Annotated in this window: 23 protein-coding genes and 1 pseudogene; 16 read left to right on the top strand and 8 right to left on the bottom strand. The window is 72.9% G+C overall.

The features are described 5' to 3' along the window. Nucleotides 1-2: 2 nt before the first annotated feature. From BA062_RS08575 to BA062_RS08555, 5 genes are all read right to left on the bottom strand, one after another. Nucleotides 3-575 (bottom strand): hypothetical protein, encoded by a 573-nt coding sequence (locus BA062_RS08575; protein WP_110335529.1) that lies wholly within the window; start codon nucleotides 573-575, stop codon nucleotides 3-5. Beyond that, complete coding sequence (locus BA062_RS08570) at nucleotides 572-1,816, bottom strand: MFS transporter (protein ID WP_110335528.1); 1,245 nt, start codon at nucleotides 1,814-1,816, stop codon at nucleotides 572-574. The genes BA062_RS08575 and BA062_RS08570 overlap by 4 nt, the downstream gene beginning before the upstream one ends. Next, nucleotides 1,813-2,988 (bottom strand): MalY/PatB family protein, encoded by a 1,176-nt coding sequence (locus BA062_RS08565; protein ID WP_110335527.1) that lies wholly within the window; start codon nucleotides 2,986-2,988, stop codon nucleotides 1,813-1,815. Before BA062_RS08565 ends, BA062_RS08570 begins: the two co-directional genes overlap by 4 nt. Before the next feature lie 159 nt (nucleotides 2,989-3,147). Next, a complete protein-coding gene (locus tag BA062_RS08560) occupies nucleotides 3,148-3,663 on the bottom strand; it encodes a DinB family protein (RefSeq protein WP_110337111.1) in 516 nt (171 codons plus the stop codon). Nucleotides 3,664-3,763: 100 nt separating this feature from the next. Continuing rightward, complete coding sequence (locus BA062_RS08555) at nucleotides 3,764-4,336, bottom strand: ABC transporter permease (protein ID WP_245959736.1); 573 nt, start codon at nucleotides 4,334-4,336, stop codon at nucleotides 3,764-3,766. A 98-nt stretch (nucleotides 4,337-4,434) separates the two neighbouring features. Between BA062_RS08555 and BA062_RS40470 the strand changes: the two genes are divergently transcribed. Then, a complete protein-coding gene (locus BA062_RS40470) occupies nucleotides 4,435-4,587 on the top strand; it encodes a hypothetical protein (RefSeq protein WP_245959735.1) in 153 nt (50 codons plus the stop codon). Here BA062_RS40470 and BA062_RS08550 read toward each other — a convergent pair. Beyond that, nucleotides 4,556-5,491, bottom strand: a complete 936-nt coding sequence (locus BA062_RS08550) for an ATP-binding cassette domain-containing protein (RefSeq protein ID WP_110335526.1) — start codon at nucleotides 5,489-5,491, stop codon at nucleotides 4,556-4,558. The two genes, BA062_RS40470 and BA062_RS08550, sit on opposite strands and share 32 nt — an antisense overlap. A 96-nt stretch (nucleotides 5,492-5,587) precedes the next feature. Between BA062_RS08550 and BA062_RS08545 the strand changes: the two genes are divergently transcribed. From BA062_RS08545 to BA062_RS08535, 3 genes are all read left to right on the top strand, one after another. Then, on the top strand, nucleotides 5,588-6,340 hold the full coding sequence (locus BA062_RS08545; RefSeq protein WP_110335525.1) for a TetR/AcrR family transcriptional regulator: 753 nt from the start codon (nucleotides 5,588-5,590) through the stop codon (nucleotides 6,338-6,340). A gap of 127 nt (nucleotides 6,341-6,467) precedes the next feature. Further along, a complete protein-coding gene (locus tag BA062_RS08540) occupies nucleotides 6,468-6,719 on the top strand; it encodes a hypothetical protein (protein ID WP_210406805.1) in 252 nt (83 codons plus the stop codon). 155 nt (nucleotides 6,720-6,874) lie between these two features. Continuing rightward, nucleotides 6,875-7,774 (top strand): esterase/lipase family protein, encoded by a 900-nt coding sequence (locus BA062_RS08535; protein ID WP_110335524.1) that lies wholly within the window; start codon nucleotides 6,875-6,877, stop codon nucleotides 7,772-7,774. A 76-nt stretch (nucleotides 7,775-7,850) separates the two neighbouring features. Here BA062_RS08535 and BA062_RS08530 read toward each other — a convergent pair. Then, nucleotides 7,851-8,189, bottom strand: a pseudogene (locus tag BA062_RS08530) (helix-turn-helix domain-containing protein); the annotation flags it as partial. 1 nt (nucleotide 8,190) lies between these two features. Between BA062_RS08530 and BA062_RS08525 the strand changes: the two are divergent. Next, complete coding sequence (locus BA062_RS08525) at nucleotides 8,191-8,403, top strand: hypothetical protein (protein ID WP_110335522.1); 213 nt, start codon at nucleotides 8,191-8,193, stop codon at nucleotides 8,401-8,403. 122 nt (nucleotides 8,404-8,525) lie between these two features. Beyond that, nucleotides 8,526-9,110, top strand: a complete 585-nt coding sequence (locus BA062_RS08520) for a TetR/AcrR family transcriptional regulator (RefSeq protein WP_110335521.1) — start codon at nucleotides 8,526-8,528, stop codon at nucleotides 9,108-9,110. Between the two features lie 149 nt (nucleotides 9,111-9,259). On the opposite strand, the gene BA062_RS08515 is transcribed toward BA062_RS08520, so the two are convergent. After that, nucleotides 9,260-10,456, bottom strand: a complete 1,197-nt coding sequence (locus BA062_RS08515; RefSeq protein ID WP_110335520.1) for a TetR/AcrR family transcriptional regulator — start codon at nucleotides 10,454-10,456, stop codon at nucleotides 9,260-9,262. Between the two features lie 142 nt (nucleotides 10,457-10,598). On the opposite strand from BA062_RS08515, the gene BA062_RS08510 reads away from it, so the two are divergent. Genes BA062_RS08510 through BA062_RS08465 form a run of 10 tightly spaced genes read left to right on the top strand, consistent with a single transcriptional unit; the run spans nucleotide 10,599 to nucleotide 20,315 of the window. Beyond that, a complete protein-coding gene (locus BA062_RS08510) occupies nucleotides 10,599-11,486 on the top strand; it encodes an oxygenase MpaB family protein (protein ID WP_110335519.1) in 888 nt (295 codons plus the stop codon). Beyond that, nucleotides 11,486-12,295 (top strand): MlaE family ABC transporter permease, encoded by an 810-nt coding sequence (locus BA062_RS08505; RefSeq protein ID WP_110335518.1) that lies wholly within the window; start codon nucleotides 11,486-11,488, stop codon nucleotides 12,293-12,295. The genes BA062_RS08510 and BA062_RS08505 overlap by 1 nt, the downstream gene beginning before the upstream one ends. Beyond that, a complete protein-coding gene (locus BA062_RS08500) occupies nucleotides 12,295-13,143 on the top strand; it encodes an MlaE family ABC transporter permease (RefSeq protein ID WP_110335517.1) in 849 nt (282 codons plus the stop codon). The genes BA062_RS08505 and BA062_RS08500 overlap by 1 nt, the downstream gene beginning before the upstream one ends. 2 nt (nucleotides 13,144-13,145) lie before the next feature. Then, nucleotides 13,146-14,375: an MCE family protein gene (locus tag BA062_RS08495; RefSeq protein WP_110335516.1), complete on the top strand. Its 1,230-nt coding sequence runs from the start codon at nucleotides 13,146-13,148 to the stop codon at nucleotides 14,373-14,375. Continuing rightward, the gene (locus tag BA062_RS08490; RefSeq protein WP_110335515.1) at nucleotides 14,372-15,367 is read left to right on the top strand and encodes an MCE family protein; all 996 of its coding nucleotides are present in this window, start codon (nucleotides 14,372-14,374) and stop codon (nucleotides 15,365-15,367) included. The genes BA062_RS08495 and BA062_RS08490 overlap by 4 nt, the downstream gene beginning before the upstream one ends. After that, on the top strand, nucleotides 15,364-16,353 hold the full coding sequence (locus BA062_RS08485) for an MCE family protein (RefSeq protein ID WP_110335514.1): 990 nt from the start codon (nucleotides 15,364-15,366) through the stop codon (nucleotides 16,351-16,353). Before BA062_RS08490 ends, BA062_RS08485 begins: the two co-directional genes overlap by 4 nt. Next, nucleotides 16,344-17,456 (top strand): MCE family protein, encoded by a 1,113-nt coding sequence (locus BA062_RS08480; protein ID WP_110335513.1) that lies wholly within the window; start codon nucleotides 16,344-16,346, stop codon nucleotides 17,454-17,456. The genes BA062_RS08485 and BA062_RS08480 overlap by 10 nt, the downstream gene beginning before the upstream one ends. Further along, entirely contained in the window at nucleotides 17,453-18,490 is a 1,038-nt protein-coding gene (locus BA062_RS08475) for an MCE family protein (RefSeq protein WP_110335512.1), read from the top strand. Before BA062_RS08480 ends, BA062_RS08475 begins: the two co-directional genes overlap by 4 nt. After that, nucleotides 18,487-19,695 carry an MlaD family protein gene (locus BA062_RS08470; protein WP_110335511.1) on the top strand — a complete coding sequence of 403 codons (1,209 nt, stop codon included), beginning with the start codon at nucleotides 18,487-18,489 and terminating at the stop codon, nucleotides 19,693-19,695. Before BA062_RS08475 ends, BA062_RS08470 begins: the two co-directional genes overlap by 4 nt. Further along, complete coding sequence (locus BA062_RS08465) at nucleotides 19,695-20,315, top strand: hypothetical protein (protein WP_110335510.1); 621 nt, start codon at nucleotides 19,695-19,697, stop codon at nucleotides 20,313-20,315. Before BA062_RS08470 ends, BA062_RS08465 begins: the two co-directional genes overlap by 1 nt. Nucleotides 20,316-20,317: the final 2 nt, after the last annotated feature.

Genomic DNA, 20,317 nt, shown 5'->3' with positions numbered 1-20,317 from the left:
GCTCAGGTGCCGCGGGCGTCGAGGTAGGCGGCCCCGCGCGGCGAGATGCGGTAGCCGACCTCGAGGCTGTGGGTGAGGCCGAGGTTCTTGAGCTTGCGGATGTCGAGCTTGAGCTTGTTCTTCTCGCGGCCGAGCAACGCCGCGAGGTCGGCGGCGCGCAGGCCGGGGTGTGCCACGACGGCCCGCAGCACCTCGTGGGTCCACGGGCTGTCGCGGTCGAGCCGCACGAGGCGGGCGGCGATGTCGTCGAGCTGCTCCCGCGTCAGGTCCGTCTCGGCGCTCAGCGCGTGCCGGGGGTCCTCACCGCCCCAGCCGAGGCCGATGCGGAACACCGGCGCGCCGGCCGGACCGCGCAGCGACGCCAGCACCGCCCGCGCCGACGGCTCCCCCGCGGCGGCCGCGTCGGCGTCGGTGATCGCCGAGGGGTCCACCGGGGTCACCGACTCGATGCGCACCACGCCCCACGCCGTGGTCAGCGTGTTCCCCGGCCGCACGCGCGGCCGCGCCCACCGGCGGTAGACGGCGGTGACGGTTCCGTCGGCGACACCCCGGGTCACCGCGTGGGTGAGGATCACGCCGGCGCCGCCTCTCTGCCCCGGACCGCCGAGTACAGCCCGATGCCGATCATGAGCGCCGCCGCGCCCGCGGCGAGCCAGCCGTAGGAGGCGAAAGCCACGACCACGCCCGCGAGCGAGCCCCCGATCGCGGCCGAGCCGTTCATCACGAGGTCGGACACGCCCTGCGCGGCGGTGCGCGTGGGCGCGGGCACCGACTCCGACAGCAGTGCCGAGCCCGCGACGAGCCCGCAGGACCAGCCGAGGCCGAGCAGGAAGAGCCCGACGCCGAGCAGGACGGCGTGGTGGGCGGGCGCGGCGCCGCTCACCACTCCGGCGGCGGCCATGATCACCGTGCCCGCGACGATCACGGGGACGCGGCCCGCCTTGTCTGCGAGGTAGCCCACGATCGGCGAGAAGCCGTACATGCCGAGGATGTGCACGCTGATGACGAGCCCGATGATCGTCAGCGAGACGTCGACGTGGTCCATGTGCACGGGCGTCATCACCATCACCGACACCATCGCGACGTGCGAGGACGCGATGGCGCACAGCCCGACGAGCGCGCGGGGCCTTGCGGCGATGTCGCGCAGCGACGCGGCGAAGCCCGTGCGCTCGGGGCCCGTCGCGGCCGTGCCGAGCCCGGCCAGGCGCAGCGGGTCGGGGCGCAGCAGCACGAACAACAGCAGGCCCGACACGGTGAAGGCGACGAACGTGACGAGGAACGGTCCCGCGAGCGGAGGCAGCCCGACGACCGTGCCGAGTCTGCCCGCGGGCTCGCTCAGGTTGGGCCCGAGCACCGAGCCGACCGTCGTCGCCCACACCACCGTGGACAGCGCCCGCGCCGCGCGGCCCGGCTCCGCGAGGTCGGTGGCGCCGTAGCGGGCCTGCAGCCCCGCCGCCGTCGCGGCGCCGAACAGCAGGAGTCCCAGGAACAGCAGGGGCAGCCAGCGCAGCTCCGCGGCCGTGACCACGAGCGCGGCGCCCACCGCGCCGGTGAACAGCCCGCTCACCAGGCCCGCGCGCCTGCCGTGGGTGCGGGTGAGCCACGCGAGCGGCACCGCGGCGACGGCCGCGCCGAGCACCCCGAGGGTCTGTGCCAGTCCCGCCACGCCGTCGGTTCCGGCGATGTCGGCGGCGATGAGCCCGCCGACCGCGATGCCGACCGCCACGCCGAGCCCGCCCAGCACCTGCGCGGCCGAGAGCACGGCCACCGTCCGCCGCTGCACGGCCGCCCGCTCGGCGGGCACCACCGCGCTCACGCGCCCGCTCCGGCCGCACGCACCGCGGCGGCCATCCCGGTGACCGCGCGTTCCAGGATCGGTGCCGGGGTCGCGAAGTTGAGCCTGGCGTGCCCGCGCCCCGGGTCACCGCACTCGGGGCCGTCGACGAGCACGACGCGGGCGTGCTCGGCGAAAAACGTGCCCGGGTGGTCGCCGAGCCCGAGCTCGCGGAAGTCCAGCCACGCCAGGTAGGTGCCCTCCGGCAGGGCGCACCGCACGCCCGGCAGGTGCTCCGCGAGCAGGTCGCCGAGCGCGGCGCGGTTGCGCGCGAGGTAGGCGAGGACGTCGGCGAGCCACGGCTCGCCCTCGGTGTAGGCGGCGGTGTTCGCGACGACGCCGAGGTTGCTCGCGCCGTGCATGGCGAGCAGGCCCACCTCGGCGAAGCGGCCCGCGTCCGCGTCGTTGCTCGTGATCAGCTGGGCGCACTTGAGTCCCGGCAGGTTCCACGCCTTCGACGCCGAGGTCGCCGTGATGGTGTGCCCTGCGGCGGTCCCGGACAGCGAGGCGTACGGCACGTGGTGGTGGCCCGGGTAGACCAGCGGGGCGTGGATCTCGTCGGAGAACACCCGCCCGCCGTGGGCGTCCACCACCTCGCACACGGCGGTCAGCTCCGCCTCGGTGAACACGCGGCCGATGGGGTTGCCGGGGTTGCACAGCACGAGCAGATGCCCGCCCGCGCGGAACGCGGCGGCGAGCGCGCCGAGGTCGAACACGTACCGGTCACCGTCGCGGGCCATCGGCACCTGGAGCAGTTCGCGGCCGAGCATGCCCGGCACCTGCAGGAACGGCATGTACGCCGGGGTCGGCAGGATCACGGGGGCGCCGGGCGGCGAGAAGTGCTCGATGGCGACCTCCAGGCCCTTGACCACGTCGGGCAGCGGGAAGATGCGCTCGGGCGGCACGGTCCAGCCGTAGTGGCGGCGCTGCCAGTCCGCACAGGCCAGGGCCATCGGCTCGGCGAGCCCGGGCGAGAGGTAGCCGAAGTTCATGCCGTCCACGGCGGCGTGCAGTGCGGCCAGGATCGGCGGGGCGGTGCCGAAGTCCATCTCGGCGACGAACGCGCCTAGGTGGTCGTCGCCGTGCAGCGTCCACTTGACACCGCCCCTCGCGCGCAGGCTCTCGACGGTGACGGTGTCGAACGGATGGCTCACGCCAGCGATCGTGACACCGCCACCGTCGCGGTCACAAGCGGGTTTGCCGGTCACGGGGCGTCACGGAACCGCGACAACGGGGCGTGCCGCCGCGCGGAGAAGGGGCCACCGCGATGTCCACAGAGGACGGACGCGCTCGCGTCCCCGGACCCCGCGGCCTCAGCCCATCGACTTCGCGCCGTCGATGGCCTCGCGGATGATGTCGGCGTGGCCCGCGTGCTGGGCGGTCTCGGCGATGAGGTGCAGCAGCACCCGGCGGGCCGACCAGCTGGCGCCCGGCTCGAACCACGGCGCCTCCGGCAGCGGGTGGGAGACGTCGAGGCCGGGCAGGCTCGCCACGAGCGCGTCGGTGCGGCGCCCGGCCTCCTCGTAGGCGGCCAACAGGCCCGCGAGGGTCTCGCCGGGCAGCATGCGAAACCCGTCCTCCCAGCCCTCCTCGCCTGTGGCCACCGGCTGCGGGCCGTGCTCGATGAAGTCGAGCCAGCTGTGCACGACGGCGGTCACGTGCTTGATCAGGCCGCCGATGGAGAGCTCGCTGACCGTGGTGCGGGCGGCGGCCTGCTCGTCGGTGAGGTCACGGGCGGTGAAGGCGAGGAAGAACCGGTGCTTCCGGAGCGTCTCCAGCAGGTCGGCACGCTCGCCGGTGGCGGTCTTCTCGATCACGGTGGTGGTCATGGTCTCGTCCTCTCCGTTCTGGCTGACGACCTGAACGCTACGGGCCATTCCGGCCGGTTTCCGTCCGCAATCCAGGCGGCTCCACGCAGTCGGTGGTGGCTCAGCCCGCTGCCCGGCGCCGGAACAGCCGGCCCGCGAGCGGCACGACCACCACGATGACGGCGGCCCACCACGCCACCGCGAGCCACGCGGAGTCGCCGGCCGGCGTGCCCGTGAACAGGGCCCGCACGGCGTCGGCCACGTGGCTCACCGGCTGGTTCTCCGCGAACGCCCGCAGCCCTCCGGGCATGGTGCTCGGCGGGACGAGCGCGCTGCCGACGTAGGGGATGAACACGAGCGGCATGCTCAGCCCGCTGGCCCCCTCGACGGTCCTGGCCAGCATCCCGATGATCGCCGCGATCCACGACACGGCGGTGGCGAACAGCAGGAGGATCCCCAGTGCCGCACACCACTGCCCGAACCCGGCCTGCGGCCGGAAGCCCACCAGGAAGCCGACGCCGATCATGACCGTGATCGACACGGCGTGCCGCACGAGCGCCGCGACGACGTGCCCGACGAGCACCGCCGAGCCCCGCACCGGCATCGACCGGAACCGCTCGACGATGCCCTCCCGGAGGTCCGAGCACACCGCGACGCTCGTGGCCGTGGAGTTGAAGGTGACGGCCACCGTCATGATTCCGGCGAGTACGTAGTTGACGTAGGGACTCCGTGCTGATGGCGCCACCGAAGAGATAGCGGAACATCAGCAGCAGCATCACCGGCAGGAAGAGCATGAGCATCAGTTGCTCGGGGCTGCGCGCGATGTGCCGCAGGCAGCGGCCGATCAGCGCGCGCGAGTCGCTGAGCGCCCAGTACGCCGAGGGGCCGGCGGGCGCGGGCAGGGTCGAGGCGGTCATCGGGTGCCTCCGGTGGTCTGTCCGGTGAGGGTCAGGAAGACGTCGTCGAGGGTGGGCTTGGCGACGAACAGCTGCTGGGGGTCCACACCGGACGACGCCAGCTCGTCGAGAACCCTGCGGACGTCCTTGGCGTGCCCGACCGGGAGGCTCAGCGTCAGCGCGCCGCCAGGGCGGGGCTCCCCGGCCGCGAGGACCCGGCTCGCCGCCGCGAGCGCTCCCTCGTCGGCGAAGGTCAGCTCCAGCCGCTCGGCGCCGACCTGCCGCTTCAGCTCGGCGGGGCTGCCCTCGGCGACGATCCGGCCGTCGTCCACCACCGCGACGTGCCCGGCGAGCTGGTCGGCCTCCTCCAGGTACTGGGTGGTGAGCAGCACGGTCACCCCGCTCGCCAGCAGGTCGCGCACCGTCTCCCACACGTCGCCGCGGCTGCGCGGGTCGAGGCCGGTGGTGGGCTCGTCGAGGAACAGCACCGGCGGCGAGGTGACGAGGCTGATGGCGAGGTCGAGCCTGCGCCGCATGCCGCCCGAGTACGTCCGCACGAGCCGGTCCGCGGCGTCCTCGAGGTCGAACAGGGCAAGCAGTTCCCGGGCCCGGCGTGTCGCCGCGCCCGCGCGCAGGCGGAACAGCCTGCCCATCAGCACGAGGTTCTCGTACCCGGTGAGCAGCTCGTCGACGGCGGTCTGCTGTCCGGTGAGCCCGATCGACCCGCGCACGGCCGCCGCCTGGGTGACGACGTCGCAGCCGTTGACCCTCGCCACGCCGTCGTCCGGTTCGAGCAGTGTGCTGAGGATCCGCACCGTGGTCGTCTTGCCGGCGCCGTTGGGCCCGAGCAGCGCGAGCAGGCTGCCCCGCTCGACGCTGAGGTCGACGCCCTTGAGCACTTCGACCTCCCCGTAGGACTTCCGCAGCCCCCGTACTTCGATCGCCTGCTCCATCGCGGAGCCCCCATTCAACTGTGTATTACCTACACTATTTTGTGTAAGTGATACACAGTTCTAGGATGATCGTCAAGTACGACGAGTTGGGGTGTGATGGCGGAAGATCCGAGGAAGCGCATCGAGCTGCTCTGGGGCGCCTCCGGGCGGCCGAGCCGGGGCCCGAAGCCCAAGCTGACGCTCGAGGAGATCGTGGCCACGGGGATCCGGGTCGCCGACGAGGAGGGCCTGGACGCGCTGTCGATGCAGCGTGTGGCCAAGGAGCTCGGCTTCACGACCATGTCGCTGTACCGCTACGTGCCGAGCAAGGATCGGCTCGTGGAGGTCATGCTCGACCGCGCGGCGGACGGCCCGCCGGTCTTCACCGGCGAGGTGGTGGACTGGCGCGGCGAGATCGAGGCGTGGGTCCGCGGGCTGTGGGCGATGTACCGGCTGCATCCGTGGGCGCTCGAGGCCAGGGTGAGCGCACCGCCCATCGGGCCGGGCCAGCTGGCGTGGTTCGAGGCGGCGCTGCGCCCTCTCACCCATGCGGGACTGACCGGTGGAGAGCTGATCTCCACGGTGATGTTCCTGCTGGGCGCCGTGCGCGAGCTGGCCGGGATCTCGTTCGGCCTCGAACAGAGCCGCGCGCGGGCGGGCATCAGCGCCGCGGAGTCCGAGGCCGGCTACGACGCCGTGCTGCGCGAGTTCGCGGACCCCGGACGGTTCCCCTCACTGGCGAAGCTGGTCGGTGAGGGCGCCTTCGCCCCCTCCGGCCTCGACGACGAGGCCGTGGACCTCGACCTCGACTTCGGCGTGCAGCGGGTCCTCGACGGCGTCGAGGCCTATGTGGCGGCCCGGCGAGGCTGAGCGCGGCTCCCGGCCGTTCGCGGGAACGGTCCGTGTCCGGAAAGAGTCCGAGGTGATGTGCGGGCGGGTGTCGAATTCGCGCCACCGAGTCCGACGTACTGGTGAAGACCTCGGAAGGGAGCCGGACATGGACACCACCAACCGCCGCTCGCTGGCCATGCTGAAGGCCGTCGCCGCCGGTCGCGCGCAGCTGACGTGCAGCCGCGAACCCGATCTGTTCGTGGACGGCGTTCCGTGCTGCGACCAGTTCACCGCGCACACGCTCAGCCACCACGGGCTGATCAGACCGGGCAGACCCGGGCTGATCGGGCAACGGGTGCCCGCCGTGCTGACCGACGCGGGGCGGGAACTGGTCGCGGAACAACCGGTCGCCGCCTGAGCCGGCTTTTGGCACGACCCTTCGGAAATCAGCTCGGCGATGTGTCACGCCGATGACAAAGAAATAGCGCCCACCCGGACGGGGTATTGAATCCAGAGCTTTCCCGACACCATTCTCGTACGGCACTTCCGGCCCCGAGAAAACGAGGAAGCTCAATGACGAGAAGACCGCTGCTCGCCCGCGCACTCGCCGCACTCGCCCTGGGCACCGTCACCGCTTTGGGGGCCGGAACCGCCCAGGCGGCAACACAAGCAGAAGCCCCGGCCCAGAACAACTTCGTCTCCGCGCTCGCCTATTCGCTCGCCCATCCGACGGCGACTCCGCCAGGTGCCAACGATTTCTCGTGCCGACCAGGACCGGAACACCCGAATCCCGTGGTGCTGGTGCACGGAACCTTCGAGAACCGCTACAACAACTGGGCGGCACTGTCGCCCCGGCTCGCCGAGCAGGGCTATTGCGTTTTCGCGCTGAACTACGGCGGCCTTCCCGGAAACCCGATCCAGGGGACCGGGGACATTCCCGCCTCCGCCGCCCGGCTCGCCGCGTTCGTCGACGACGTCCTCGCCGCGACGGGCGCCGGGAAGGTCGACCTCGTCGGCCACTCGCAGGGCGGCCTGATGCCGCGCTACTACATCGAGAACCTCGGTGGCGCCACCGAGGTCGCCTCGCTCGTGGCGCTCACGCCGTCCAACCACGGCACCACGCTGTTCGGGCTGAGCAACCTGCTGAACGTGATCCCCGCCGACCTCGTCAACCTGCTGTGCGCCGCGTGCCGCCAGCAGTTCGCGGGCTCGGACTTCCTCACGGAGCTGAACGCCAACGGCGAGACCGACCCTGCCGTGGACCACACTGTGATCGCGACCGTCTTCGACGAGGTGGTGACGCCGTACACGTCCTCGTTCCTCGCCCCGGCGCCGAACGTCACCAACCAGACCCTGCAGGACTTCTGCCCGGGCAGGCTCACCGAGCACGTCGGGATCTCCTACGACCCGGCCGCGCTGCGCCTCGTGGAGAACGCGCTCGATCCCGCGAACGCGAGCCCGCCCCTCTGCTAGGCCGCACACCCCGGGTCGTCGCCGAGGCCGAGCGTGCTCTGCTGGGGCAGCAGCCCCGAGCGCACCACGGCCATCGTCAGCGGCAGCACCGGGCCGGCCAGCCGGTCCGCAGGGGGCCCATCGCTCGCCAGGGCGGCACGGCCAGCCGGTCGGTGAGCCGTTCGACCTGCGCGCGTCCCTCGCGGCCCACCGCGGTCGCCTCGCCGCTGCCGTCGGCCCCGCCGCGGGCGGCCAGCCGCTCCCGCGCCGCCGCCCAGGCCCGCTCGGACCAGCCGCGGCTCGCGAACACCTCCTCGCGCGCCGCGCCCACGGCGGCGAAGGACACGAGCGCCTCACCCAGGTCCAGACCGGCCGTGAGCAGCGCCGCGACGTGCCACAGCACCAGGTGCGGCTGGTCCGGCCACGGCAGGCCGGCGTTGGCCGCCGCGAGGGGCCTGCCCGCGGTGTCCGCGGCCTCGGCCGCGCGCCGGGCGAGCGGCCGCCTCGGCCAGCTCCGGAGAGCCGAGGTGCTCGCGCAGGAGGCCGCGCAGCGCCCGGTCGACCCCGCCGATCCGGGCCGTCAGCACCGCCTCCGGCGCGGCCACGCGGCGGGCACAGAGCGGCTCACCATCGCCGGGCTGAAGCTGTAGCACGCCGAGGTCACCGCCCGTGCTCCACGTTCATGTGCACTCCTCCGGCAACTCTTGACACTGGCTGGTTTTCCGGAAGGTGCTCAACTTGTCAACGACTAGACCCGTCGTAGGATGCCCGCATGGCCGCACCCCGCTCGTACCACCACGGCGACCTGCGCCGTGCCGTCCTCGACGCCGCCATCGAGGTGATCGCCGAAGACGGCCCCGGCGCGCTCAGCCTGCGCGACCTCGCCCGCCGCGCCGGCGTCTCCCACGCCGCGCCCGCGCATCACTTCAAGGACAAGGCGGGCCTGCTCACCGCGCTGGCCGTCGAGGGGCACGAGCTGCTCGCGGCGGCGTTCGGCGAGGTGCTCGGCACCGGCTCGGCCCGGCTGGAGGAGCTGGGGGTGTGCTATGTCCGCTTCGCGCTGGACCATCCCGCGCATTTCGAGGTGATGTTCCGGCCTGACCTGCACCACCGCGACGCGCCCGAGCTCGTGGCCGCGCAGGACCGCACGGGCCGGGTGCTGCGCGACGGCGTCGCCGCGATGCCCGCCGGGCGGAGGGGTGACGACACCGGGCTCGCCACGATCGCCGCGTGGTCACTCGCCCACGGCTTCGCGACCCTGTGGCGAGGCGACAACCTTCGCCGCCTCGCGGCCGGGCGCGCCCCCGAGGACCTCTTCCGGAACACGGCGGCCCTGCTCTTCGGCGGCCGCCCCTAGCGGCACCCCTCCGCAGTGAAGGCCACCTTCACTGCGTGGAATCAGGCACAGCGGCGCGGAGCGCCTCCGTTTGGGTGGTGGTGGGAGACGGGTGGGCGCAGGCATGGTGGCCTTCACTGCGGTCCAGAGGGGCTCCGCGGGCACGGCGGCTAGCTGGCGAGTGCCGCGAACACCAGGTGCTTGATCTGGTCGGCGTCGGTGTGCCGGCGCCGGGCCATCGAGAGGTCGTGGACGATGTTGAGCGCCGCGTGCACCGCGAGCCGCGCGTAGCTGGTGCGCGTGTCCTCCCGCACGGCCACCACGAGCCGCACCCACTGCTCGACGTGCTCGCGCTGCACCTTCCGCAGCGCGTGCCGGTCGTCGGCGGGGAGGTTCCCGTACTCCGACAGGTAGACCGCCGCGAGGTCACTGTCCAGATAGGAGAACTCGATGTAGGCGTCCACCAGCCTGCGCAGCGCCTCCCCCGGGTCCGTCGCCCCCTCGATCGCGGTGCTCGTGGCCACGGCGAGGCGGTCGGCCGCCCGGTAGTAGACGGCGGCGAGGAGGTCGCCCTTGCTGGGGAAGTGCCGGTACACGCTGGACCCGCCGATGCCGGCGGCGGCGCCGATGTCCTCCATCGTCACGGCGTGGAACCCGCGCTTACGGAACGGGCGCAGCGCCGACACCAGCAGCCGCTCGCGGCGGGACACGAAGTCGCCGATCGCCGCCGCACCCGGCCGGTCGCCGTTCCCGGCGACGGCGAGCCGGGGCGGGAGCCCGGTGGCGAGCACGCCCAGTGCGATCCCGCGCAGCCCGGCAGCGGCGACCCTCGGGGAGACCTGCGTGCGGTGGGTGGACAGGCTCGCGATCGCACTGCACGCCGCGGTCGCCAGCGTGGTGCGGTCGGCGGCGGGCAGCCGGGGCCGGGCCTCGCCGAGCAGGTCGGCGATCGTGCCGACGAGCGAGGTGATCGTCGCGGTGAACCGCGCGTGGTCGTCGGCGTCGAGATAGCGGCGCTCCCACTGGTAGAGCTGCACTCCCCGGCGCCGTTCGACCACGACGGCGCTGAGCGCGCGGACCACCCGGTCGAGCCGTTCCCACGGCGGGCCGGATGGGGGAACCCCGGCCAGCACACCCTCGAGCGCCGAGGCGAGGTCGTTCGCCGCGTAGGCCAGGATCGCCTGCTTGTTCCGGAAGTGCTTGTAGATCGCCGGGCCCGTGATGCCCGCCTCGGTCGCGATGTCCCCGAGGCCGACGGCGTGGTAGCCGCGTTCGCAGAACAGGTTCGCGGCGATCGTGGCGAGCTGGGATTTGCGGTCGGTCCGGCTCCGGGTCGGCGCCGCGGGCGCGGGCTCCGACTGCTTCATCGCGTGACCTCCGACTCGCACAACCGTTGTACTGGCTAATGATTCGACTGTACCCGGGCGGATCGAGCAAGACTTGACAACGACCCGTGTCAGACGGCTAGGTTAATCGGGATTCGCAACGGTGCCAGCACGGAGGCCAGTCATGGACGACGACGCCCTGACCGGAGCGGGCGAGCTGCCCGGGCCCGGCTCGGTGACGTGGGAACGCTTCGCGGCCGCGCCGGGGATCTTCCTGGCCGGCACCGGCCTGCTGCTGCAGGTGGCGCATCCGGTGGTGGGCGCGGGCGTGCTCGACCACTCCGAGTTCAAGGAGCAGCCGTGGGTGCGGGCGTGGCGCACGCACCTGTCCACCATCCGCTTCGTGTACGGCATGGGCCAGGGCGCCCACGCCGAGGGCCGCAGGCTGCTCGCGCTGCACAAGACCATCAAGGGCGTCGACTCCGAGGGCAGGCGCTACCACGCGCTCGACCCCGAGGCCTACGCGTGGGTGCACCTCACGCTCGCGAAGTACATGGTGGACACCGCCGCCTGGTTCGGCGAGCCCTTCACCGGCGCCGAGCTGGAGCGGATGTGGCGCGAGTTCCGCGCCGTCGGGCTCGCGCTCGGGATCAAGGACCACCACCTCGCCCCCAGCTGGAAGGCGGCGCAGGCGCATTTCGACGAGATGGTGCACACGAGGCTGGAGGCCAACCGGAGCACCGAGGACGTGCTGGCCGCGCTCACCGACCCGAAGAAGCCGTGGCCGCTGCTGCCGGATCCACTGTGGAAGGTCGTGGCGGTGCCCTCGGGCAGGCTGGTGCGGATGACCACGGTGGGCACACTGCCGCCCGTGTTGCGCGAACGGCTCGGCCTGCCGTGGACCGAGCGCGACCAGCGCAGGCTGGAACGCTTCGCGCGCGCGGTGCGAGCGGTGCACCGCAAAACGCCGGAACCACTGCGGCTCGCCCCGCTCGCCTACGGTGTCGTGCTGCGCGCCCGCAGGCGGGAGCGTGCGAATGCCGGTTCACCGAGGCCCGCTCGGGCGGCGTGATGAGCTTCGAGGCGCCGCCGTCCCGCACGGCGCTCGGCGACGCGTTCACGCAGGCCGGCATGCTGCTGAACTTCTCCGTGCGCACGTTCTCCACACTCGGCACCGTCCTCGCCCGGCGCAGGCTCGCCTGGCGTGAGGTGCTGGAGCAGGCGTGGTTCCTCGCGTCCGTCACCACCGTCCCGTCCCTGCTCGTGACGATCCCGCTCGGGGTGGTGGTGGCGCTCAACGTCGGCTCGATGGCGGGCCAGCTCGGCGCCGAGGGCTACGGCGGCGCGGTGGTGGCGTTCGTGATCGTAGCGCAGGCCTCCCCGCTCATCTGCGCGCTCATGATCTCCGGCGTCGGCGGCTCCGCGATGTGCGCCGACCTCGGCGCCCGCAAGATCCGCGAGGAGGTCGACGCGATGGAGGTGATGGGCATCCCCGCCGTGGAGCGGTTCGTGGTGCCCAGGGTGCTCGCGGCGATCCTCGTGACCGCACTCCTGGCGTGCCTCGTCATGGCCGTCGGGATCACCGCGAGCTTCGCGTTCCAGGTGACCGTGCTCGGCGACTCGCCGGGCAGCTTCCTCGCGAGCCTGACCCAGTTCTCCCGGCTGGAGGACTTCGTCGTCGCCGAGCTCAAGGCCGTGTCGTTCGGGATCGTCGCCGCCCTCGTGGCGTGCTTCAAGGGGCTCACCGCCAAGGGCGGCCCGAGTGGCGTCGGCGACGCGGTGAACGAGGCGGTGGTGCTGGCGTTCATCCTCGTGTTCGTCGCCAACACCGTGCTCACCGAGCTGTACTCGGCGATCGTGCCCGCGCGCGGGGCGTACTGATGGCGGCTGGCATCCTCGGCGGCTTTCCCGCGCGCGCGGCCGGACCGGTGGTCGGCGCGTTCGCCGCGCTCGGCCTGCACTCGACGTTCTACGCCAGGGTCCTGCTGCATGTGCCCACCGCGCTGCGGCGGTACTGGCGCCACGTCATCCGGCACGTCGGCGAGATCAGCTTCGGCTCGGCGTCGCTGCTCGCCGGGGGCGGGACCATCGGCGTCGTCTTCGCGATGTCGGCCGTGGCGAGCACGCAGATCGGCCTCGAGGGCTACCGCGGGCTCGACCTCATCGGCCTCTCCCCCATGACCGGCCTGATGTCCGCGCTCATCAACACCCGCGAGATCGCGCCCGTGGTGGCGAGCATCGCGCTCGCCGCGAAGGTGGGCACCGGGTTCACCGCGCAGCTCGGCGCCATGCGGATCTCCGACGAGATCGACGCGCTGGAGACCATGGCCGTGCCCTCGCTGCCGTTCCTCGTGAGCACGCGCATGGCCGCGGCGTTCCTGTCGGTGATCCCGCTGTACCTGGTGGGCCTGTTCGCCTCGTACGCGGCGACCAACCTCGCCGTGGTCAACGTCAAGGGCCAGTCCAGCGGCACCTACGACTACTACTTCCACCTGGTGCTGACGCCGACCGACGTCCTGTACTCGCTGCTCAAGGCCGTGATCTTCGCGATGATCATCACTTTGGTCCACTGTGGATACGGCTACTACGCCGGCGGCGGTCCCGAGGGCGTCGGCAAGGCGGCGGGCCGGGCGCTGCGCACGAGCATCGTCGCCGTGACGGTGCTGGACGTCGTGCTGACGCTCGCGTTCTGGGGGCCGAGGCCCACCCTGCCGGGGCTGGGGACGTAGTCGTGGCGCGGGAGACCAGCAGGGCCTCGCTCGCGCTGCGCGGGCTCGCCGTCGCCGTCGCGCTCGTGACGGGCTCCGTCGCCCTCGTCGCCACCGGCGAGGGCTCGTCCGGCGGCGGCACCGCCGTCACCGCAGCCCTTCCGGCGTCGGCGGGTCCCCTCCGCGAGGACTCGCCCGTGCAGTTCCGGGGCGTCACGGTCGGCAGGCTCGCCGCTGTCGACGGCGACCTCCGCGGCGCGAGCCTGAGCCTGGACCTGGATCCCGCGCTGCTCGGCCGCGTTCCCGCCAACGTCCAGGTGCGGCTGCTGCCCAGGACACTCTTCGGCGACCAGTACATCGACCTCGCCGTGCCGGAGGGCGCCGAGCCGGAGGGCAGCCTCGCCGCGGGTGCCGTGCTGACCGCCGACACCTCGGGCCGCACCGTGCAGCTCTACGACGCCTACGCACGCCTCTACGAGCTGATCACCGCGCTGCGCCCGGCCGAGCTGCAGGCCGCGCTGACGGCCGTGGCCGACACGCTGCGCGGCCGGGGTGCCGAGCTCGGCACCATGATCGACGACGCCGCGGAGCTCGCCGGCGCGGCCCGGCCGGTGATCGACTCGCTCGGCGAGGATCTCACCACCGTCGCCGAGCTGAGCCGCGACCTCTCGGCCAGCGCACCGGACCTGATGCGTTCCCTCGACGACGCCGTCGCGCTGTCGCGGACCGTGGTGGCCGAGCGACGGTCGCTCGGCGAGGTGCTCGCCGCCGGGATCGACCTCACCGCGCAGTCCGAGCGGATGCTCGTCGGCAACGCCGACCGCGTCATCCGGCTCGCGCACAGCACGCGACCGCTCACCGACGTCCTCGGCAGGCACCCCACCGCCGTCGAGGAGGCCCTCGACGCGGCCGGTTTCTTCCTCCAGGGCGCCGAACGCGTGTTCTCGACGGGCCGGTTCAAGATCAGCGCGGCGCTGACGTTCGACCAGCCGTACCCCTACACCGCGCGCGACTGCCCCCGCTATCCCGGCCTGGACGGCCCCAACTGCGGCGATCCCGTGCCCGCACGGTCCGGGCAGCGGGCACCCGCGCCGGGCGGGCTCGCGGGCCCCGTGGGCAGCCCGCAGGAGCAGCGGACCGTCGCGCGGCTGGCGCCGCTGCTGCCGGAGCAGACGGCGGAGAACCAGCCGCCCGGCCTGCTCACGTTGCTGCTCGGCCCGCTGCTGCGCGGCTCGCGGGTGGTGGTCCCGTGAGCGTGCGCGCCACCCTCGCCAAGCTCACCGCGTTCGTCGCCGTGTGCGTGCTCTCGGCGGTGCTCGTGATCAACACGCTCACCGACCCGCTCACCGGCGACACGGTGACCTATCACGCCGTGTTCGCCGACGCGCAGGGGCTGAACCCGGGTTCGCGGGTGAACGTCGCCGGGGTCCGCGTCGGCAAGGTCACCGGGCTCGAGCTGCGCGACGGGCGGGCCCACGTGACGTTCGAGGTGCGGGCCGACCAGCGGGTCGCCGCGAACGGGCAGGCCGTGATCCGCTACGCCGACCTGCTCGGTTCCCGCTACCTCGCGCTCACCGACGGGCAGGGCGAACTGGAGCCCGGCGCGACGATCCCGGTGGAGCGGACCCGGCCCGCCCTCGACCTGACCGCGCTGTTCAACGGCTTCAAGCCGCTGTTCGACGCGATCGACCCCGGCCAGGTCAACCAGCTCGCCGGGGAGATCGTCGCCGTCTTCCAGGGCGAGACCACGTCGATCGACGGGCTGCTCAGCACGGTGATCTCGCTGACCGGAACGCTCGAGAGCCGCGACGAGGTGCTCGGCGAGGTCATGACCAACCTGACCGCGGCCTTGGACACGATGAACGGCCACCGCGACGACCTGCGCGGGCTCGTCACGAGCCTCGCCGACCTGACGTCGTACGCCGCGGACAGCCGCGAGCAGATCGCCGCCGCGCTCGACGGCGGCTCCGCGCTCGCCGGCTCCCTCACGCGCCTGCTCGGCGACCTCAAGCCGCACCTGAGCGGGGACGTGCGGGCACTCAAGACCGTGAGCGGCGAGCTCGTCGCCAACCAGGAACGCTTCGAGACGCTGCTGCGGGGCATGCCCGACTTCCTGGGCACGCTGGGCCGGACCCTCGACTACGGCTCGTGGGTCAACGTCTACGTCTGCAACCTCGGCATCGACATCATCGGCGGTGCCCCGCTCGACCTCGGCATCGGACCCCATTCGGAGGTGTGCCGATGAGCCGACTCCTCTCCCGGCGCGACCCCGCGTTCGGCGGCGCCGCCGGAGCGCTGGCGCTCGTGGTGCTCGTCGGCGTCGCGATCCTCGTGCCGAGGCTGACGTTCCAGGCGTCCACCGGCGCCTACACCGCCGAGTTCGCCAACGCGGCCGGGCTCACCGAGGGCGACCAGGTGCACGTCGCGGGCGTTCCGGCGGGCCGGGTCACGGGCGTCGAGCTCGCGGGCGACCGGGTGCGCGTGGAGTTCCGCCTCGACAACGGCCAGCCGCTCGGCGAGACCACCACGGCCGCGGTGAAGCTCGCGACCGTGCTCGGCACGCGCTACCTTGCCGTCCAGCCAGGCGGGTCCGGCACGCTCGCGGACGGCACGATCCCACTGCACCGCACCCAGGTGCCCTACAGCCTCGACGATCTCGGCACCGATGCCGTGCGCACCACCGAGCAGCTCGACACCGAACAGTTGCGCACCATGATCGCGACGTTGCAGGACAAGGCGCCGGACGGGGAGCTACTGGGCCAGGCACTCGACGGCGTCAGCCGCGCGACCGAGATCGTCGGCGACCGCAACGGCCAGTTCCGCGACCTGCTGGGCGGCGTGCGGACGCTCACCACCGAACTGCTCGACCAGCGCGACACCCTGGTCACGATGCTCGGCGACGCCGAGCTGGTGGCGAGAACGCTGAACTCGCGCCGCACGGTGATCCGGCAGCTGATCACCGACGTCGGCACGCTCACCTCGGCCCTCGACGAGCTGCTGCGCGAGAACGAGCCGCTGCTCGGCCCGCTGCTGAACGACCCGCACACCGTCACCGACACGCTCGCGCGCGGCGACGCCGCGATCAGCGAGGTGCTGCGCCTGCTCGGGCCGGGCAGCCGCTACCTCGCCAACGCCACCGGCAATGGGCCGTGGGGCGACGTCGCCGGGCCGGCCGGGCCGATCCCGGACAACCTGCTGTGCCTCGCCGGACTGCTGGAGGGATGCCGGTGACCAGCCCATCCCGCCCGCTCTCCCGCATCGTGTCGATCGCGCTCGCCGTGGCGCTCGCCGCGGCCGCGGGCTGGTACACGCTCCTCCGGCCGGAGCCGCAGCTGCGGATCTCCGCCGACTTCCCTTCGGCGAGCGGCATCTTCGCGGGCAGCCGCGTCGCCGTGCTCGGTGTCCCCGTCGGCACCGTCGAGGCGGTCGAGCCCCGCGGGGCCACGGTGCGCGTGACGATGAGCCTGCCCTCGGACACGCGGATCCCGCGCGGCGCGCACGCCTACATCATGAGCCCGGCCGTGATCAGCGACCGGTTCGTCGAACTCTCCCCCGCCCACACCGGCGGGCCCACACTCCCCGACGGCGCGGTGATCCCGGTCCGGCGCACGCACGCGCCCGTGCAGTGGGACCAGCTGACGGCTTCGCTGCACGAGCTGCTCACCGCGCTCGGACCCACCGGAGCCAACGCCGAGGGCGGCGTGGGCGCGCTGCTGAGCAGCGCGGCGGACTCACTCGGCGGCAACGGGCAGGCCCTGCGCGACGCCGTCACCGACATCACCCAGGCCACCGACCTGCTCGCGGGCGGCACCGGCGACATCGGCGCCGTGCTGGACAACGTCGACCGGCTCGTGCGACTGCTCACCGACCACCGCTCCACAGTGGACACCTTGACCACCACGGTGTCGCAGGCCGCGGGCGACTTCGCCGAGCAGCAGGACGCGGTGACCCAGTCGATCGACCAGCTCTCCCGCGCGCTCGGCACGTTCGGCAGGCTGCTCGACGAGCACGGCGACCAGCTCACCGGCGACCTGTCCCAGCTGACCGACCTGAGCACCAACCTCGTGGCACACCAGCAGGAGCTCGCCGAGACCATCGACACGCTGCCGCTCGCACTCGACAACTTCAGCCGCGCGGTGACCGACGACCAGCGGCTGCGGATCCGGCTCGACATCTCCACCAACCTCAGCCAGTTCCCCGCCACCGCGCGGCTGTGCGAGCGGATCCCGATCCCGCTGTGCTCCGGCGCGGGCCTCTACAACCCGGTCCCGTTCCCGCCGAGGGTGCCGGACGCGCTGGGGCTCGACGCCGCGCTGAACGGAGGTGGCCGGTGAGACGCCTCGTGGTGCTGCCCGTGCTCGCCACCGCCGCGCTCGCGGCGGGCTGCGGGTTCAGCCTGCAGAACGCGGCGGGCCTCTCCGGCGCCGAGGGCCCGGTGTACCGCGTCACCGCGGAATTCCCCGACGCCGCCGGCCTGCCGGTCGGCGGCACGGTGCGGATCGGTCAGGCCACGGTCGGCCGGGTCGCGGAGATCCGCACCGGGGACTACCACGCGATCGTCGAGCTCGACATCCAGTCCGATGTGGAGCTTCCCGCGAGCACGCGCGCGAGGCTGGAGCTGACCTCCGCGCTCGGTGAGGAGTTCGTGGCCCTCGAACCGCCACGGCGGCGGGAAGGGCCGACGCTGGAGGAGCGCCCGGCGATCCCGCTGGAGCGCACCTCCCGCGGCCCCGACGTGGAGAGCACCCTCGCCGTGGTGGGCACGCTGCTCAGCGGCTCCGGAATCGACCAGGTCCGCACGATCGTCACGGAGGCCAACACCATGCTCGGCGGCCGTGCGGGGAAGGTCCGCGGCCTGCTCGCCGAGCTCGACACGGTGCTGGGCTCGCTCGACGCCCGCAGCGGCGAGCTGATCAGCGTGATCGACTCGATGCACGCGCTGTCAGGGCAGCTGGCCGACAGCCGGCCCACGCTGGAGGCGGCGCTCACCGAGATCCGGCCTGCGGTGCGGGCGCTGCTGGCCGAACGCGAACGGTTCACCGCGCTGCTGGGCAACGTCGCCTCGCTGGGCACCGCCGCGCAGGGCCTGCTCGACGAGACCGGCTCGGCGTTCACCGGTCAGCTCGCCGAGCTGAGGCCCGTGCTCGACAACCTCGCCTCCCTGGAGGGCGGGCTCGGCCCCACGCTGACGAGCCTGCAGAACTTCGCCGTGCTGCTGCAGGACGCCACCCCCGGCGACTACCTCATGCTCGACGGCACCCTGGAGGTGCCGCTGACCATCGCGGAGATCCTCAACCCCGACTTCGGCGGCGCGTCCCAGCCGGTGGTCGGCGACCTGCGCGCCCTGCTGGAAGGCGGTGCCCGGTGAACCGTCTCGCCGTCGTCCAGCTCGCCCTGTTCGCCGTGATCGGCCTGGCGTGCAGCTACTACGTCGCCACGAGCGTGCTGGGCCCGGCCGCCCTGCGTGATCCGCTCACCGTCACGGTGCGGATGCCCGACACGGGCGGCGCGACGATCGGCTCCCAGGTCACCTACCGCGGCGTGGGCGTCGGCGAGGTCGCCGACGTCCGGATCGCGGAGAACGGCACCGGCGTGGAGGTGGCGCTGTCGGTGGATCCGGACAGCCGCATCCCGGCCGACGCGACCGCCGTGGTCACGATGGACAGCCCGCTCGCGATCCTGCGGGTCGACCTGAGGCCGGTGCACGACAACCCGCCCTACCTTGCCGACGGCGCCGTCATCGAGGGCGAGCACACCCGCAGGCCGCTGCCGCTGGAGACCCTGCTCGAGGACTTCATGGCGCTCGCCGACACGCTGCCGGCCGACGACGTGGCCGTGGTCGGCGAGGCGCTCGCCACCGGCCTGAGCGGCGCCGCGCCCGAGCTGACCCGCACGATGGACAACGTCCGCGAGCTGCTGCGGCTCGCCGACGAGCGGATGCCGCAGCTCCAGCGGATCATCGACAACGGCAGGCTGCTCGCCGGCACCGCCGGCGGCGGCAGGCTGCGCGAGCTGACCTCGGCACTGCGGTCGCTCACCGGCACCCTGCGCGGCAACGAGCCCGCGATCCGCACGCTGCTGCACGACGTCCCGGAGCCCACGCGCCAGGTGGTGGCCCTCATGCGGGAGAACGAGCCCGCGCTCGCCACGCTGCTCGGCAACCTCGTCAGCACCACGCAGCTCGTGGGCATGCGGGCGCCCGCCGTGGAGCAGCTGCTCACCTCGATGCCGCGGGCGTTCCGGGAACTGGGCGGCATCGTCGAGGGCGACACCGCGAACTTCTACCTCGTCGGCACACAGGGACCGGTGTGCTACAACGACACGCCGCGCCGCCCACCCACCGCCATCGCGCCGCGCGACCCGGTGCTCACGTGGAACTGCGTGCCCGGGAACGACCTCCAGCAGCGTGGCTCGCTCAACGCGCCACGCCCCGGCGGGACACCGGCCCCGGTCCCCGCCTACGACGCCGTGTCCGGGCGGGAGATGCCGTTCCAGCTCGGCGCCACCGGCGGGCAGACCTCCGTGCTCGGCCCCCGGTCCTGGTCCTCGATCCTGTTGCAAGGAGTCCAATGATGCGCATCACCATCGCCGACCGGAAGCCCTCCCCGAAGCCTCGGTCCACAGTGGACGAGAAGCCCGAGGACGAGGACGAGGACGAGGCCGTCGCCACCGACGGCACCCCGCCCGCCGAGGAGGAACCACCCGAGCCGCGAACGCGGCGGTGGCGGCCGAGGTCGCTGCTGGCCGTGCTCGCCGTCGCGGCAATGCTCGGCGCGGGCGGCTACCTCGGCGCCCGGTTCGTGGCACACCAGGCCACCGAGACCGCGCGCACCGAGGCGCTCGCCGCGGCGAAGCGCTACGCCACGGATCTCTCGTCGTACGACTTCAAGAACCTCGAGGGCAACTTCAGCGCCGTCGAGGCGGGCGCCACGGGGAAGTTCGGCGAGCAGTACCAGCAGGTGAGCCGCAACCTCACCGAGCTGATCAAGCAGCACGAGGCCGTCTCCAAGGGAGCGGTGCTGGCGGCGGGCGTCGTCGAGGCCGACAGCGACCGCGCCGTCGTGGTGCTCTTCGTGGACCAGACCATCACCAACACCAACAGCCCGCAGCCACGCATCGACCGCAACCGCATGCAGCTGACCCTGCTGCACCAGGACGATCGCTGGCTCGTCGACGACGTCAAGCTGCTGTGAGA

The organism is Prauserella flavalba, from assembly GCF_003202235.1.
Classification (GTDB): Bacteria; Actinomycetota; Actinomycetes; order Mycobacteriales; family Pseudonocardiaceae; genus Prauserella_A; species Prauserella_A flavalba.
The sequence above is the reverse complement of the archived record's forward strand: the minus strand, read 5'-3'. Positions and strand labels throughout refer to the sequence as shown.

What these genes read in the sequence shown, in the direction of transcription:
- BA062_RS08560 (WP_110337111.1), bottom strand. Translation starts at nt 3,663, where the DNA reads ATGACCACCACCGTGATCGAGAAGACCGCCACCGGCGAGCGTGCCGAC.
- BA062_RS08555 (WP_245959736.1), bottom strand. Translation starts at nt 4,336, where the DNA reads ATGACGGTGGCCGTCACCTTCAACTCCACGGCCACGAGCGTCGCGGTG.
- BA062_RS40470 (WP_245959735.1), top strand. Translation starts at nt 4,435, where the DNA reads ATGAGCATCAGTTGCTCGGGGCTGCGCGCGATGTGCCGCAGGCAGCGG.
- BA062_RS08550 (WP_110335526.1), bottom strand. Translation starts at nt 5,491, where the DNA reads ATGGAGCAGGCGATCGAAGTACGGGGGCTGCGGAAGTCCTACGGGGAG.
- BA062_RS08545 (WP_110335525.1), top strand. Translation starts at nt 5,588, where the DNA reads ATGGCGGAAGATCCGAGGAAGCGCATCGAGCTGCTCTGGGGCGCCTCC.
- BA062_RS08540 (WP_210406805.1), top strand. Translation starts at nt 6,468, where the DNA reads ATGGACACCACCAACCGCCGCTCGCTGGCCATGCTGAAGGCCGTCGCC.
- BA062_RS08535 (WP_110335524.1), top strand. Translation starts at nt 6,875, where the DNA reads ATGACGAGAAGACCGCTGCTCGCCCGCGCACTCGCCGCACTCGCCCTG.
- BA062_RS08520 (WP_110335521.1), top strand. Translation starts at nt 8,526, where the DNA reads ATGGCCGCACCCCGCTCGTACCACCACGGCGACCTGCGCCGTGCCGTC.
- BA062_RS08515 (WP_110335520.1), bottom strand. Translation starts at nt 10,456, where the DNA reads ATGAAGCAGTCGGAGCCCGCGCCCGCGGCGCCGACCCGGAGCCGGACC.
- BA062_RS08510 (WP_110335519.1), top strand. Translation starts at nt 10,599, where the DNA reads ATGGACGACGACGCCCTGACCGGAGCGGGCGAGCTGCCCGGGCCCGGC.
- BA062_RS08505 (WP_110335518.1), top strand. Translation starts at nt 11,486, where the DNA reads ATGAGCTTCGAGGCGCCGCCGTCCCGCACGGCGCTCGGCGACGCGTTC.
- BA062_RS08500 (WP_110335517.1), top strand. Translation starts at nt 12,295, where the DNA reads ATGGCGGCTGGCATCCTCGGCGGCTTTCCCGCGCGCGCGGCCGGACCG.
- BA062_RS08485 (WP_110335514.1), top strand. Translation starts at nt 15,364, where the DNA reads ATGAGCCGACTCCTCTCCCGGCGCGACCCCGCGTTCGGCGGCGCCGCC.
- BA062_RS08480 (WP_110335513.1), top strand. Translation starts at nt 16,344, where the DNA reads ATGCCGGTGACCAGCCCATCCCGCCCGCTCTCCCGCATCGTGTCGATC.
- BA062_RS08465 (WP_110335510.1), top strand. Translation starts at nt 19,695, where the DNA reads ATGCGCATCACCATCGCCGACCGGAAGCCCTCCCCGAAGCCTCGGTCC.